Origin of the sequence: Enterococcus sp. AZ071, from assembly GCF_050499065.1 — a bacterium.
GTDB lineage: Bacteria > Bacillota > Bacilli > Lactobacillales > Enterococcaceae > Enterococcus_A > Enterococcus_A ferrettii.
The window spans coordinates 562,909-576,872 of the sequence record NZ_JBIPAS010000001.1 but is presented as its reverse complement, the minus strand read 5'-3'; the positions used below and the strand labels follow the sequence as shown (position 1 = coordinate 576,872).

At 37.9% G+C, this 13,964-nt stretch carries 15 protein-coding genes; 4 read left to right on the top strand and 11 right to left on the bottom strand.

Annotated elements, in window-relative coordinates; genetic code table 11:
• Positions 1-8: 8 nt before the first annotated feature.
• Positions 9-896 (bottom strand): sulfurtransferase, encoded by an 888-nt coding sequence (locus tag IGI49_RS02840; protein ID WP_429963273.1) that lies wholly within the window; start codon positions 894-896, stop codon positions 9-11.
• An 88-nt stretch (positions 897-984) separates the two neighbouring features.
• Between IGI49_RS02840 and IGI49_RS02835 the strand changes: the two genes are divergently transcribed.
• On the top strand, positions 985-1,203 hold the full coding sequence (locus IGI49_RS02835) for a hypothetical protein (protein ID WP_207704959.1): 219 nt from the start codon (positions 985-987) through the stop codon (positions 1,201-1,203).
• Positions 1,204-1,262: 59 nt separating this feature from the next.
• On the opposite strand, the gene IGI49_RS02830 is transcribed toward IGI49_RS02835, so the two are convergent.
• Both IGI49_RS02830 and IGI49_RS02825 read right to left on the bottom strand, forming a co-directional pair.
• Positions 1,263-1,490 carry a hypothetical protein gene (locus IGI49_RS02830; protein WP_207704958.1) on the bottom strand — a complete coding sequence of 76 codons (228 nt, stop codon included), beginning with the start codon at positions 1,488-1,490 and terminating at the stop codon, positions 1,263-1,265.
• Positions 1,491-1,596: 106 nt separating this feature from the next.
• Entirely contained in the window at positions 1,597-2,073 is a 477-nt protein-coding gene (locus IGI49_RS02825; RefSeq protein WP_429963272.1) for a GAF domain-containing protein, read from the bottom strand.
• 293 nt (positions 2,074-2,366) lie between these two features.
• Between IGI49_RS02825 and IGI49_RS02820 the strand changes: the two genes are divergently transcribed.
• Positions 2,367-3,764, top strand: coding sequence for a peptidoglycan DD-metalloendopeptidase family protein (locus IGI49_RS02820; protein ID WP_429963271.1), 1,398 nt, complete (start codon positions 2,367-2,369; stop codon positions 3,762-3,764).
• Positions 3,765-3,796: 32 nt separating this feature from the next.
• On the opposite strand, the gene budA is transcribed toward IGI49_RS02820, so the two are convergent.
• The 4 genes from budA to IGI49_RS02800 all read right to left on the bottom strand — a co-directional run bounded on the left by budA (position 3,797) and on the right by IGI49_RS02800 (position 7,648).
• Positions 3,797-4,498 carry an acetolactate decarboxylase gene (gene budA / locus IGI49_RS02815; RefSeq protein ID WP_429963270.1) on the bottom strand — a complete coding sequence of 234 codons (702 nt, stop codon included), beginning with the start codon at positions 4,496-4,498 and terminating at the stop codon, positions 3,797-3,799.
• Positions 4,499-4,510: 12 nt separating this feature from the next.
• Positions 4,511-6,154 carry an acetolactate synthase AlsS gene (gene alsS, locus IGI49_RS02810; RefSeq protein ID WP_429963269.1) on the bottom strand — a complete coding sequence of 548 codons (1,644 nt, stop codon included), beginning with the start codon at positions 6,152-6,154 and terminating at the stop codon, positions 4,511-4,513.
• Between the two features lie 158 nt (positions 6,155-6,312).
• Entirely contained in the window at positions 6,313-6,786 is a 474-nt protein-coding gene (locus IGI49_RS02805; protein ID WP_429963268.1) for an SAM-dependent methyltransferase, read from the bottom strand.
• A 34-nt stretch (positions 6,787-6,820) separates the two neighbouring features.
• Positions 6,821-7,648: a MerR family transcriptional regulator gene (locus IGI49_RS02800; RefSeq protein ID WP_429963267.1), complete on the bottom strand. Its 828-nt coding sequence runs from the start codon at positions 7,646-7,648 to the stop codon at positions 6,821-6,823.
• Positions 7,649-7,756: 108 nt separating this feature from the next.
• On the opposite strand from IGI49_RS02800, the gene IGI49_RS02795 reads away from it, so the two are divergent.
• Positions 7,757-8,620 (top strand): SPL family radical SAM protein, encoded by an 864-nt coding sequence (locus IGI49_RS02795; RefSeq protein WP_429963266.1) that lies wholly within the window; start codon positions 7,757-7,759, stop codon positions 8,618-8,620.
• A 46-nt stretch (positions 8,621-8,666) separates the two neighbouring features.
• On the opposite strand, the gene IGI49_RS02790 is transcribed toward IGI49_RS02795, so the two are convergent.
• Entirely contained in the window at positions 8,667-9,632 is a 966-nt protein-coding gene (locus IGI49_RS02790; protein WP_429963265.1) for an aldo/keto reductase, read from the bottom strand.
• A gap of 299 nt (positions 9,633-9,931) precedes the next feature.
• Here IGI49_RS02790 and IGI49_RS02785 point away from each other — a divergent pair, with 299 nt between their 5' ends.
• On the top strand, positions 9,932-10,825 hold the full coding sequence (locus IGI49_RS02785; RefSeq protein WP_207705386.1) for a LysR family transcriptional regulator: 894 nt from the start codon (positions 9,932-9,934) through the stop codon (positions 10,823-10,825).
• A 44-nt stretch (positions 10,826-10,869) separates the two neighbouring features.
• Here the strand turns inward: IGI49_RS02785 and IGI49_RS02780 are convergent, their stop codons facing one another.
• The 3 genes from IGI49_RS02780 to IGI49_RS02770 form a co-directional block, all read right to left on the bottom strand.
• A complete protein-coding gene (locus tag IGI49_RS02780) occupies positions 10,870-11,769 on the bottom strand; it encodes a diacylglycerol/lipid kinase family protein (protein ID WP_429963264.1) in 900 nt (299 codons plus the stop codon).
• Positions 11,770-12,154: 385 nt separating this feature from the next.
• Entirely contained in the window at positions 12,155-13,312 is a 1,158-nt protein-coding gene (locus tag IGI49_RS02775; RefSeq protein WP_429963263.1) for a tyrosine-type recombinase/integrase, read from the bottom strand.
• A gap of 98 nt (positions 13,313-13,410) precedes the next feature.
• Entirely contained in the window at positions 13,411-13,719 is a 309-nt protein-coding gene (locus IGI49_RS02770; protein ID WP_429963262.1) for a DNA-binding protein, read from the bottom strand.
• Between the last annotated feature and the right edge of the window lie 245 nt (positions 13,720-13,964).

Sequence of the window (13,964 nt, the reverse complement as noted above, 5' to 3'; positions counted from 1 at the left end):
ATGACTCTTTAGGGATGTCCTAAGGAGTCATTTTTTAATGGGAACTTTTTGGGGTTCTCTACATGCTTTTGACTCCAATCATACCAGCCACCGTCAAATAGTCGTACTTTTTGCCACCCAAGCTCTTTAGCAATAAAGAAAGCCACCGACGCTCGCCAGCCGGTTCCGCAATAAAAAACCACTTCTTTTTCTCTAGTAATCCCATTTGCTTTCCAAGCTTTTGCAATGTCGACTAGAGGTTTAATTTTCTTTTCTAAAGTCAGTAAATCAGCGACATCATTCTTGCCACAACTTGCTTTAGCCCATACTGCTCCAGCTGGCTCACCCGCTTGCTCAATATATGCGTAGCAACTGGTAGTACCTTGATATTCTGTGAGACTTCTTACACTGGCTAAAACCAGCTCAGGGTTGTCTTTTTGGGCCTTCAGCAAATCCTCCGAAGTAGAAATAAGAATTTCTGACCTTTTAGGATCATGCAATCCAAACGAACTCGCTTTTTCGCAAGATGTCCAGTCGCTTTCCAATGGATAGTTTAACTTTTGCCAAGAAGCTAAGCCGTCCTCCAAGATTTTTATATCTGTAAGTCCCAGCCAATAAGCAATAAAAGCAATACGACAAGCAGCACTTAAACTAGATGAATAAATTAATAAAGAGGTGCTACTGGTGATCCCCTTATCACTCAACACACGCATACAGAATTCCGCCGATAAAATGTTCCAGCCGTTCTCCTCGGATTCAATTTCATTTGTATTTAGATAATAAGAACCTGGTAAATGGTCGAGTCCCGCTATCCGTGAGTGACTTCCCACCTCAAGAGCTTGATATCCCATCTGCAGCAGCTGGTAAGCCACGTTAGCATCAGTAAAAAAATGAGTATCAGATTTCGTTATTAACACCTCCTATTTTGATCATACCCCGCTTTTCTTTGTGGAGCAACTTGCTGAATCGTTTATTTTTTTTTACAATAGAGAGGGAGGAATAATTATGAACTATTACGATTCTATTAGCGACTTAATGTTAGATTTAAGAGGTGACCTAGATGAGATCGGAAACGAAGATATTTGGGTTTATTATGATGAAAAAGGCAATATAACAGATTATCGTTATAAAAATACGCCTGATGAAGCTAGACCAAAAGAGCGGGAAAATCAAGTAATCAAAGAAATGCCTGCACTAAAGCTTTTAAATGATTTGTCTATTTAAAAAAACGAGTGTTTCTGCTTGATAGTCAAGACTAGAAACACTCGTTTTGTGTCATCTATTTAACTGAAAAAACACTTAGAAGAGACAATTCCTGCTACTTCGTTGTATCTAATTAAAACTTTACCGTCAACCTCGTCAATTTTGTCTGCATCTAATCCGTAAAACCGCTCCACATTTACGATACAGCCTTCATCGGTCTTCTGTAAAACTTCCCCAATAATCGGGCGGGCAAAATCTTGTTTTCGACACTCATAATTTTCTCCAACAATAATCGCTTCTTTATTCATTTAATCACCTCAATGGACGTATTTACTACACATTAATAGTACCATTAATCTGATTAAAAGACTACATTAATCCTTTTTTTCCTCAAAAAGTGATTATATCTGAACATTACTCAACATTTTGCAGCAATAACGTGACGTATTGTTCTAAGTAAAACTGATCAATCTGATCATACATACCAATTTCCGAACTATCTAAATCCAAAACTCCAATCAGCTGGCTGCTTTTTTTCATGGGTACGACAATTTCCGATTTTGCTTTCGAATCACAAGCAATGTAATTGGGGTGATTAGTCACATCCTCAACAATCAGTGTTTGATTTTTTTCAGCAGCTTCTCCGCAAACACCTTTTCCTAACGGAATGTGTACACAAGATACACCTCCCTGAAAAGGGCCTAAAATGAGTTCACCATCTTTAAAAAGATAGTAACCGGAGAATATCGTATCTTTTAAAGTTAGTTTCAGCAAGGCTGAAGAATTGGCTAAATTAGCAATTAAATCTGTTTCTCCTTCCAGCAATGCTTTTTGCTGTTCTAGCATTAACTGATAGGCTGCTTCTTTTTCCTCTTGACTACTCCAAGTCATAAATAAATTCCTCCTTTTTCCTAACTTATATTTTACTGTAAGAACTACCATAACACCATTTATATAAATAGAACAATTTTCATTAATCTTCATAGAGTTCTAATAGCTTTATCATCAAACCAAAATAAAGTCAATAGGAATTTTACGCTTTTTCCTGAAATCCATATTTCAATTTCTTTACAAACTATACGGTTACATAAAAGTTTAATCTTTCTCAACTTTTTCTTCATATTTTCTTATATAATCAAAACGTTGATAATAATTAGAATCTATAAGTATAAGTGAGGAACGAAATGATCAAGTTGAAAAAATACACAGCACTAGCTTTATGTGCTGTCACTCTGGGTGCGCCATTGAGTGCGAGTGCAACTGAATTTGACCAAAAAATCGCCGATCAAGATAAAATAATTGAGGGCCTACAACAAACAGCGCAATCTGCTGAAGCACAAAAAGCAGCATTAGAGCAAGAAGTTGCAGCCGTTGAAAAAGAAGTCAAAGATGTGTTGACTAAAAAAACGCAAGAAGAACAAAAGTTAAGCGAATTAACTGCTAAGATTCAAGATCTTCAAGCAAAAATTCAAAAACGTGAATTACAGTTGAAAGAACAAGCAAGAAACGTTCAAACCAACAACAGTGCAGTAGCATTAGTAAATACTGTAATGGAAGCTAAATCGATTAGTGAAGCTGTTGAGAAAACCATGGCTGTATCCACTATTCTGTCTGCTAACAAAGAAGCTATGGAACAGCAAACCCGTGATAAAGCTGAGCTTGAAAAACTACAGCAAGAAGCACAACAACGTTTGGCAGTTGTTACTAAAAAAACAGAAGAACTAAAGGTGAAGCAAGAGCAACTAGTTGAAGCCAAGCTAGACCAACAAGTAAAAGTAAATGAGATCCAAGCAAGTATAGCTTCTGAAACAGCACAAAAGGATAAATTCCAGCAACAAAAGGAAGACGCTGAAAAGAAACGTCAAGAAGCATTAAAAGCTTTGGAAGAACAAAAGAAAAAAGAAGCCGAAGCTCGTGAAAAAGCGCAAGCTGAAGCTGAAAAGCAAGCAAAAATTGCCGCTGAACAAGCTCAAAAAGCTTTGGAAGAAGCGGCAGCTGAACAGGCGGCGGCTGAGAATGCGCAGCAAAAATCGCAAGCTGAAATTGCAGCCTTGGAAGCAAAACAACAAGAAGAACAAGCTAAGCAACAGGCTCAGCAAGTTCAAACTGTTACAAATCCCGAAGCGGCTCAAGTGCCCTCAGCTCCAACTAATGAAACAAGCACTCCTGCTACTAATAGTGGCGGCTGGGCTTCTCCACTTTCAATTGGTTTAGTTGTAACTAGTCCGTTCGGTCCACGAGTTGATCCTACTGGCTTGTCCGGTTCACAACATGATGGCATCGATTTTGCTGGCGCTGCGGGTACATCCATCCATGCAGCAAAAGCTGGAACAGTTGTCGAGGCTGGTTTCCATTGGTCAGCTGGTAACTATGTTATCATTCAACATTCTGATGGCTACTATTCATACTACATGCATATGATTTCTACACCGAACTGCAGTGTCGGTCAGCAAGTAAGCCAAGGCCAAGTTATTGGCGGTATGGGAACTACTGGTAACTCAACTGGTGTTCATTTACACTTCGGTGTATCTACAGCTGTTTGGTCTGGATTTGTTAATCCAGCACCACTGTTAGGCATATAATTCAAAAGCCATCCAACATTGGATGGCTTTTTTTATTCTGCCTCAGCGATATCCTTTGCAATTTCGTCACTATTGATCTTGTGTTCTAAGAATTCCTTGTTGTGGATCGGAAAATGTTGACGAAATTCTTCAATTTCCATCCATTCAGCAGTACCCTCTTTCAAGATATAATCCATTACATGTCCACCAAAAGTTCGATCCTTACTAATGAAATGTAAATGAAAGCCTGCTTGGGCAGCTCCTTGGAACAATTCAGGAGTAAAAAGACCAACGATTGTTCCCTCAACCTTTTCCTCAGAAAACTCTGGTTGGTTGCGCGCTGCCTCAACAAATTTTGGATAAGGTTTTTCTTGTTTAGGAGAGACTCTCACATGCATAGAAGAAAAGACACCTGAAATTTTCACTGCTGCAAAAAGATTATTACTCATTTTCGCTAACAATCGATTAATCATTTCTTCCGCTTTCATTGGTCTGTCAATTACTACTTTTTGAAGAGAATTAAATTCTGTAACTGCTGCATAAGGTGTCCATTCATTGCCAGTCAGAATAGTAACATTTCCTGATTCGTTGACATGATACATCGTATGGTCCAAAATAATTACTTCCCCATTTGAACCTGACAAAGTGCCTAAACCAAAATCACCGTATTTGCCTAATTCACCGATCTTCTCAGTACCATCCATTAGATCACTCATGAGTGCGCCTAGAGTGCCATGTTGATATAAGTAACTCATTCTCCCCACCCCTTAATAAAATTGATCAGGTAATACAATTTTACCCAATTCCTTATTGTCTCGATAATCAATTGGAATATCAATAATCACAGGACCTTCTGTTTCCATGCCTTCTGTTAAGGCAAATTCTAATTCTTTTGGGTTCGTCGCTCTTAATCCTTTTGCTCCAAAGGCTTCAGCGTATTTTACAAAATCAACCGGACCAAAGCTAACTCCTGCTGAGCGATTGTACTTCAGCTCTTCTTGAAAACCGACCATATTGTAGCTGCCGTCATTCCAAACTAAATGCACAATTTTTTGTTTTAAGCGGACCGCGGTTTCTAGCTCTTGTCCTGAGAATAAAAATCCACCATCGCCGGATACTGAAATAATTTGAGTATTTGGACGAACAAGGCCAGATGCAATTGCCCCACCTAACGTCTGCATTCCGTTACTGAACAACAAATGACGTGGTTCATAGCTTCTAAAATGACGAGCCATCCAAATATAATGACTCCCTACATCCACTGTTACCGTCATCTCATCTGTTACTTTTTTCTGCAAGGTATGAATCACATCTAAGGGATGAATTCGACCATTTACTCCGTTCGTGACAGGCTCACTAATTTCTTTTATTTTTTCGTGCAGTGTTGCTAAGTACTTTAGCGCATCTTCAGGCAGCTGATACCCTTTAAGTACAGCTTTTAATGAACCGATATTAATAGCAATGTCACCAATTAATTCTTCCTCCGGCTGCAAATAAGGATCAATCTCAGCCGAAACCTCATCCAACACAGTAATCCGAGCATCCTTTTCTGCATTCCAATTTCGCGCTTCATACTCGATCGGATCGTAACCCACTGCTATAACCAAATCACTGCGTTTTAACAGCATATCCCCTGGCTGATTTCGGAACAAGCCTACTCGACCGAAAAAATGCTTCTCCAGCTTGCGTGAGATTATCCCCGCCCCTTGGAATGTTTCTACAACTGGCAATTCGGTTTCCTCAATTAACTCCCGAATTGCTTCAGTTGGTGCTTCTGCTGAAGCTCGCATGCCTACTAACAACACAGGCAGCTTCGCTTGATTAATTTTATCAGCTAAAATTTGGATGTCTTTTTGAGCTGCTCCTCCTAATTTAGGAACGGATAAAGGGCCAATTACCTCGCCCGCTACTTGACCGTCTGTTACATCTTGAGGAATTGACAAAAAGCTTGCACCCATTTTAGCTGTTTTAGCCATTCGGTAAGCATTCGCAATATTTTCAGAAATTGTTTCAGGGTCTTGAATTTCAGTACTAAATTTCGTAATCGGACTAAACAAAGCCGCATTGTTCATACTTTGGTGAGTTAACTTAGACAAATCAGATCGTTTCACTTGTCCAGCAATAGCTAGGACAGGATCACTTTCAGCTGTCGCAGTTACCAGTCCAGTAGCAAGATTGCTTGCACCTGGTCCACTGGTAGCAATTACCACACCTGGCTCACCAGTCAGTCTACCAATAGCCTGTGCCATAAAAGCCGCATTTTGTTCATGTCTTGCAATGATTAGTTTCGGGCCTTTATCCTCTAACGCATCAAATACACCATCAATTTTAGCACCAGGAATTCCAAATACAAATGGTACTTGATGGTTAATCAAACTCTCTATAATAACTTTTGATCCTTTTTTACTCACTGTTATACACCTTCTGCTTTTCTGTATTACCAACAACAAGAAATATAGCACCGATATCTGATTTTATCAAACAAGTAACACTTTTATAAACTGTATTACAATAAACTTTTATTTTAGAAAAAACTCAAGTGAAATTTCTTTCACCTGAGTTTTTTCTACTATGCTTCAAAATTGAATTCCCGCGACCAATCAAATGATCCTGAATCTTCGTAGCTTTGCGGCCAATGAGAACACCATTCAGGACTACGATAACTCGTGACAATTTCAGAGCTGGGTGTGTAGGGTTTGATATCCAACAGTGGACTACTATCCTCGGCATCCAAATAATCCAAAGTAATAATTCCTTTTTCCTGATCGAATGCAATAATTCCAGCAACTGAAACTGCGATTGGGTTAGGTCTGACAGGTCCTCTTGTAGCAAATATACCCAATGTTTCAGGACCATTAACATAAGGTTTTTCTATTAACCGTTCTTCTCTAAGCTCTGGAACATCCAGCTGATCAAACCAGTATAGAATCATAACATGACTGAATTCACTCAGTCCAGTTAAACCAGCCCTCATTTCCTCCTCCAGTACCAGTGTGGTCTCTCCTGCTTGTTGCGCTACTTTGCCAATTGCCTGTAATTTCATTTTGACATCCCTCCTGTAATAAGAGGATAATCCCTCACGTAGTGTGAGAGTCAAGGGCAATTAACGGAATTTGCAATTCGGTGATATATTCTTCTGAATCCTCGGTTTCATCAGGGCCAATATGACAAACTTGGCGTGTTGTCTTGATCATTTGATATTCTGGATGTTGGTCTAACCAACAAGCAAAGCTTTGATAAACAATTGGTAATTGATGATAATTTCCTTTAACAATAATGCTAGCAGCCAAAGGTATTTTGGGCATTAAGTAGCTTACCAGTGGTGAAGATACCGGAACAATCTCCTTGGTTTTCAAAACTATTTCAATATCATTGTTCTGCTCTTTGTATTCCTGATCATAGAAAATTGTAGTACTTCCCATGTCCTCCAGAGCAACAGCAAGCTTTTGCTGAGCCATTTCTTCATAAAAATCGCGCCAAAGCTGACCTTCGTGATAAAAGCTTGGAATAACTTTACGCAAGCCAATTACCGGAAAGCCGGGGATTCCACATAGCCTTATCGGATAGGAAACTGGTTTATCAATTTGATCAACTTTCCGTTGGATCGCTTCAACCCGAAGCTGATCTTGAGCAATTTCTGCTTCAATCTCCATCTGCTTACTTAACAATTGCTTCTTTAAAACGATTGATTCCGCTGACAAAAGTTCCTTTATCTCCTGCAAAGAAAATTTCAATTCTTTCAATAATAAGATGGTATGCAGTTGTCCAAGCTGTCTTACCGAATAATAGCGATACCTAGATTCTTGATCAATTTTTTTAGGCCGTAAAAGTCCGATGTCATCGTAATACCTCAACATGCGAATTGAAACGTGGCCTAATTGAGAAAATTCTCCAATTTTTAGCATAGCTTTCCTCCTCCAACTTCTTCATTATACTGGTACTTTTCCTTGTTGTCAGGAGGATTTTGTGGGATAATCAAAGAGAACAAATGTTCTGGAACAAGGAGGGCTCTTATGCACTATTCCAGCTATAAAACGATTCTTTCCCCAAATAATAATATGAATCTTTTTCGCGGCTGTACGCATGGTTGTATTTATTGTGACAGCCGAAGCGACTGCTATCAGATCAATCATCCTTTTGAAGACATTGAAGTAAAAGAGGATGCCCTTGAAATTTTAGAAAGGCAATTGATGCGAAAACGCAAACCTTGTATGGTCACTACTGGCGCTATGACTGATCCTTACATTCAACTGGAAGAACGTTTGAACATCACGCGAGATTCACTAGCTCTACTTAATAAGTATGGCTTTGGCGTCTCGATTCAAACAAAATCGACGCGTATCTTAAGAGACCTCGATCTGCTAAAACAAATTAACAAAAAAACTAAGGCTGTCGTACAAATGACATTGACTACTTATGATGAAGAACTTTGCAAAATTCTGGAGCCTTATGTTTCTACCACTTATGAACGGTTCGAAACACTGCAGGTATTCCAAAAGGAGCAAATTCCGACAATTGTCTGGTTATCCCCAGTTCTACCCTTTATTAACGATAGTGAAGAGAATCTGGCTGGGGTACTTAATTATTGTTTGAAAGCTGACGTTAAGGGGATTATGTGCTTTGGTTTTGGGATGACTTTGCGGGAAGGCAATCGTGAATACTTTTATCAAAAACTGGAACATCATTTTCCTGGCATAAAGGAAAAGTACCAGCGAGCATTTGGTAATCAATATATTTGCAACAGTCCTAACCATAGTAAACTTATGAAGCAATTCATAAACTTTTGTCAAAAGCATCAAATCATGTGGCGAACCGATGAGATTTTTGCCTATTTAAATAAATTTGAACAAAAAGAACAACAGTTAACACTATTTTAAAAAGGCTGAAATCCTGTTATGTAACCAGGATTTCAGCCTTCTATTTTTAGAGTGTAGGTGATTTCAATTCCAGATAAGCAATTTCTTCTGATGCTAAGTGAACGTTTTGTGCTTTCAAACTAGAAAGCAGTTCTTTTTTATTCCGAGGTCCAATCGAAGCAAAAACATCAAAGCGGTCATTCAATACATAGGCTAACGCTATATTGATTGGCTCTACACCCCGTATTTTCGCAACTTCTTCCACTCGAGCAAGCTTTTTAAAATTATTTTCAGTGAAGAATGCCTCTTTAATATCTTTAGGAGCATCGGCATCCATATCTTTCCATAATGGTACGAAGAATCCAGCGCCTTGAGCACCCCAGCTCATAACGGTAATACCCATTTCATTGTTCTTTTTCACATAGTCGGCATCCACATATACTGATCGATACCAGCGTGGTTTATTGATGTCAGCTAATGTAAAAGACGGACTATTTATGCTTAATCCTAAATAACCCTTTTCTTTACAATAGTCATCTGCTTCCTTAATCCGGTTCACTGACCAGTTACTGACACCATAGGTTACAATTTTTCCTTCTAGACGATGCTGTTCAAAGCAATCCATTAATTCCTCAACTGGCACTTCCTCATTATCTCGGTGCATAATATACATGTCAAAATGGTCAACGCTCATATTTTTCAAGCTATATTCTAAATCCTCAGTGATGTAATCCGCACCAACCCGACTCTCATCTGGAAACTGTACATTATTTTCATCTACGTAATGGTGACAGGCTTTATTTACTAGCAGCAATTGATCTCGATTGCCTCGTTTCTTTAACCATTTGGTAATCACTATTTCAGCTTTACCACCATTGTAAAAACGCCCTGTATCAATTACGTTCCCACCGTTTGCTACATATGCATCCAGCAATTCGAAGATTACTTCTTCATTATCTGGACCAAACCAACCGGTTCCTAAAGCGATTCGTGCAACTTTTGCATCCAATCCTTTAATCTGACAATATTCCATTTTTTCCCTCCTGCTTTTTTATTTAAACAAAATTTAGTCCCTGCTCATTTATTCTATCCAAAAGGTTGATTGTTCTTTGAACTAAAAATAAATCAGCACAAATTCAGTAATTCACAATTTCTTTATATTCCCTATTCTAAGGTATTTCCTTAGTAAGATTCAATAGCACTTTCTTCTATTATTCATAGCACTAAAGTTATCAGTTTATATAACCTCTCGACGTATTTTGATTTCTGCAAAAAAAAGATGCATTTTTTTGATCTTATTGATAAAATAAATTTATAGATGAGGTGAAAGCAATGAATCTGCGACAACTTGAATTTTTCTTAGCTTTAGCTGAAACTGAACATATGACTAAAGCAGCTAAGCAGCTCCAAACTTCCCAACCAAATGTTAGTCATGCTATGTCAACCTTGGAACAAGAACTAGGTGTTCCCTTGTTTAAGAAAAACGGACGAAATATAAGTTTGACAAGGTACGGACGACTATTCTACAGTTATATCTCTCCTTCCTTGAAAGAAATTTATAAGGGACAAAAAATATTAAGCGACATGGCTAACCCCATATCCGGGGAAGTTCGTTTTGGTTTCATTTATACAGTAGGATCAGTTATCGCTCCAAGAATTACACAACAATTTCTTAGTCAAAAAGAGCACCGAAATGTTCATTTTGATTTCCATCAGGGAAACTCCAATCGAATTGTTGAATTGTTAAAAGATGATCTGATTGATGTAGGGATTTGTTCGAAGGTAAAAAATGTTCCTGAAATTCAGTTTTCCGTTCTTTCACGAGAAGAAATGGTGGTTGTAGTTCCTGAAGATCACCCTTTAGCTGCCGAGGACGCGATCTATTTAGAAAGGATCATTCGCTATCCGGTGGTTTATTACCGGAAGCAAAGCGGCTTGCGCCCTTATCTGGATGAGATTATGGCAGACTTAGCCATTCATCCACGTATCGCCTTGGAATTAGATGAAGATCATAGTGTCTTAGGATTTGTAGGACATGGTTTTGGCCTGGCTTTAATGCCAAATATTCCATCCATCTCTTCCTATCCAGTTAAGAAGATTAAGATTTTAGATCGCTTGCCTGATCGTAATCTCTATTTAGCAATTAAACGAAATCATTTGCACACGGCATTGGTTCGAGACTTTTGGAATTTCTGTCAAAACAAATTTGTATTAAACGAAGAATAAAAATAGATCTTGACCAATGATGGTCAAGATCTATTTTTATATATTTATTCTGCTTCAGATCCATAGTAAACTTCTAAATGTTGAGGCAAAATCTTGAAATGTAATGGCAAACCCGGACCTTCATCACCATCCACACTCGGATGCAACTCTACTTTTTCTTTCACTGCCAGACTTCCTTCAGTGAAAGTCTCATAACCAATGTAATCCGTAGAATGATCAATCCCCTTTAAAATATCAGGCACACTTTTAAGCATATCCGCAACATTATGATTCTTTAAATATAGCAAGTACATTTTACCATCGTCAGGTTTAGCTTCTGGTACAATATGGCTGTAGCCACCAATGGTTTGAGTTAGGACGACTACAACTGCACTGCTTTCCACACTTCGCTTTTCCCCTTCAATGTCCAGGTCGAAATGATAACTTTCATCCTTTATTACTTGCTTGAATCCTGATGTAAAATAAGCTAATTTGCCGAACTTGGTTTTTTCTTCAACATCTACATCACTAATAGCTTCAGGAATTCCACCTACAGCAACAATATTCATGAAATAGTCTTCATTGACTTTTCCGATATCTAAAGACATTCGGCGATTTAAATCCAATTCTGCAATTGCTTCTACAGGATCCATCGAAATATGCAGTGAACGAGCTAAATCATTTACCGTACCTAAAGGAAAGAAACCAAATCTCGGTCGATACTCCTGCTCAGCCAACCCACTGATTACCTCATTCACCGTACCGTCACCACCCATTGCAAATACACTGTCCACTTTACTTTCAACTGCCTGTTGAGCAAACTTAGTAGCATCGCCAGCATCTTCCGTATGCCGCACCTCTACTTCGTCAAATATGTTGACTAATTTTTCTTTAGCCAGTTTTTCGTATTCTTGTGCATCCTCATTACCCGAGCTAGGGTTTACAATCAATACTGCTTTTTTCATTATTGCTCACTTCCTTCCTGATTCTTACTCTTTTCAGTATAGCAGTAATAACCTTTTTTCACGTGTTCTGAGGATTGGCCTATTAAGAATATTTTGTTTATTTTTATATTCTGGTGAGAATCACTAGTCCCAAAATTTTTCTTTGTACTTTCGAAATCACTTGAGCATCATTTTTTTACGTGTTTCACTTAAATTATAAACTCTAAAGACAAAAAAAAGCCCTTAAAACAAGGGCTTTACTACCATTCGATAACGATAAATTAACGACGGATTTCTTTGATTATTGCGAAAGTCGTTTTATTGTTGTTATATCAACGTTTTCAATCAGATTGACTACATTCTGACTACATTTCATTGATATAGTGGTGTAGTTGAATAAGGGAATCTAGCTTTCCAAATCAATAAATGCTTGTAATGGTTTTAGCCGTTCGTCAGCTGTTAAGTGACGATAAATTTCTGAGGTCGATTTATCTGCATGACCTAGTCGAGCTTTTAAAACGTCCCAGCTACAATGTTCTGCTACCAAGCTTGCCATTGTATGTCTTGTTAGGTGAGTATGAAACGGTTTTGTAATGCCACACCTCGCAACACAGGTTTTGATATGATCATTGACGTACTCTCTTCTAAAAGGTAGGCCCCGTTTGGAAGGATCTAGGTAGACAAACAAATAAGGATCTTCAATGACAAAATCTAAATTAGCTCTCATTTCATCAAGAACATTGATCAAGTGTTGAAGCTTCTCCATCACAAGAGGAGTAACAACAACTCTTCTTGCCGAACTCACACTTTTGGTAGTCTCAATCCGAAAATCAATTTGCCGTCCACTTACAGCAGTTTGCTTGAAAAAGAGAATTTCATTTTTTCGAAAGTCAACATCTTCAGGCTGCAAAGCCAATGCTTCACTAATCCGGCATCCAGTATAAAACAAAACATGAAATAAGGTAGAAAGGGTTAGCTCTTCGTGTATGACAGAATAATTTAAAAGGGTTCTCAATTCATCAATCGTCAAATATTTCTGATCTAAACTTTCCAAAGAATTTTTCAAGTCTTGTACACTTTTCTGGTACTTCGGAAGGGTTACACCAACCAAAGGGTTCTCGTTCAGCAGATTGTTTTTTACACAAAATTTGAGAATTAGATTAAGCGTTTGTTTAAAGCTATAAAGGGAATTTTTGGCATAACCTTTATCTTTTAGGTCAAAGAAAAGACTAACTAAGAATTCAGAATCTATATCTTTCAATTCTTTATCACCAATCCACATTGAAAGAGTTCTTACAGATTCTTTTCTCTTATCATAGGTACTTTGCTTTTGTTCTTTCAACTCTCGATAGTGATCAAACCACATCTCTGCAACAACAGCAAATTTTTCATTACTACCTACAAGCTTTTTTCTTTTTTTGTTTTGCTTTTCAAGTTCTAGATAAGCAAGCTGTGCTTCGCGTTTTGTTTTGAATCCTCTTCTAGTTGTACGAAATGCCTGGAAATACCAAGTGACCTGCCCAGAAGCAGTGACTTTTCTTTTGAATCTATCTTTTGTCTTCATCGTTTCCTCCTAATATAAGGAGGAGGCGAGGTTACCTAAGACTTTACCGAAGTTTTCTATACTAATCATTATACTATGATCGCCTCCGAAAATAAATTCTACAACGAGCGAAGAGCTCGCATTTTTTCTATGAATAAGTCATAATTTTTATTCCGGTACCATTCTAGGATGTCCTCTCTAGAATAATGTCCGCGTATTCCATACCAGCAGGTAGGAAAGTCAGCTAAATTGATCAAACGATTAAGTGTACTATCACTGATTTGAAACTCCCTTTTTAAATCTTCATTCGTTAGAACTAAAGGTAATTGTTCAATTTTTAGTAGTTGGGAAGTATATTCCTCCATTAACTCTTGAATGATCGGGAAAATTTCATTTTTGAAAAAAGACTCAAAATCTTTGTTAGACATACTTTCACTTCTTTGTTTGTAAATTTTGGGTAGTAAATGCTTTAAAATCGATTAACTGATCTAAAGAAAAGATAGGTTTAGTAGCAAGAAAACACTGATTTAGCAGCTTTCCAAGCGAATTTTGACTAAATTGTCGACCTCTCCCCTATTTTTTATAATATTTTACCAGAGACCACTACAGTACCTTGAAAAATTGCGTTTTGACCACTCTAGTGGTATCATGATTAAAAAATCGGAGGGAGTTC

Excerpts from the sequence above, each read along its gene's own strand:
- IGI49_RS02835 (WP_207704959.1), top strand. The coding sequence starts at position 985 with ATGAACTATTACGATTCTATTAGCGACTTAATGTTAGATTTAAGAGGT.
- IGI49_RS02830 (WP_207704958.1), bottom strand. The coding sequence starts at position 1,490 with ATGAATAAAGAAGCGATTATTGTTGGAGAAAATTATGAGTGTCGAAAA.
- IGI49_RS02825 (WP_429963272.1), bottom strand. The coding sequence starts at position 2,073 with ATGACTTGGAGTAGTCAAGAGGAAAAAGAAGCAGCCTATCAGTTAATG.
- IGI49_RS02820 (WP_429963271.1), top strand. The coding sequence starts at position 2,367 with ATGATCAAGTTGAAAAAATACACAGCACTAGCTTTATGTGCTGTCACT.
- budA (WP_429963270.1), bottom strand. The coding sequence starts at position 4,498 with ATGAGTTACTTATATCAACATGGCACTCTAGGCGCACTCATGAGTGAT.
- IGI49_RS02805 (WP_429963268.1), bottom strand. The coding sequence starts at position 6,786 with ATGAAATTACAGGCAATTGGCAAAGTAGCGCAACAAGCAGGAGAGACC.
- IGI49_RS02800 (WP_429963267.1), bottom strand. The coding sequence starts at position 7,648 with ATGCTAAAAATTGGAGAATTTTCTCAATTAGGCCACGTTTCAATTCGC.
- IGI49_RS02795 (WP_429963266.1), top strand. The coding sequence starts at position 7,757 with ATGCACTATTCCAGCTATAAAACGATTCTTTCCCCAAATAATAATATG.
- IGI49_RS02790 (WP_429963265.1), bottom strand. The coding sequence starts at position 9,632 with ATGGAATATTGTCAGATTAAAGGATTGGATGCAAAAGTTGCACGAATC.
- IGI49_RS02785 (WP_207705386.1), top strand. The coding sequence starts at position 9,932 with ATGAATCTGCGACAACTTGAATTTTTCTTAGCTTTAGCTGAAACTGAA.
- IGI49_RS02780 (WP_429963264.1), bottom strand. The coding sequence starts at position 11,769 with ATGAAAAAAGCAGTATTGATTGTAAACCCTAGCTCGGGTAATGAGGAT.
- IGI49_RS02775 (WP_429963263.1), bottom strand. The coding sequence starts at position 13,312 with ATGAAGACAAAAGATAGATTCAAAAGAAAAGTCACTGCTTCTGGGCAG.
- IGI49_RS02770 (WP_429963262.1), bottom strand. The coding sequence starts at position 13,719 with ATGTCTAACAAAGATTTTGAGTCTTTTTTCAAAAATGAAATTTTCCCG.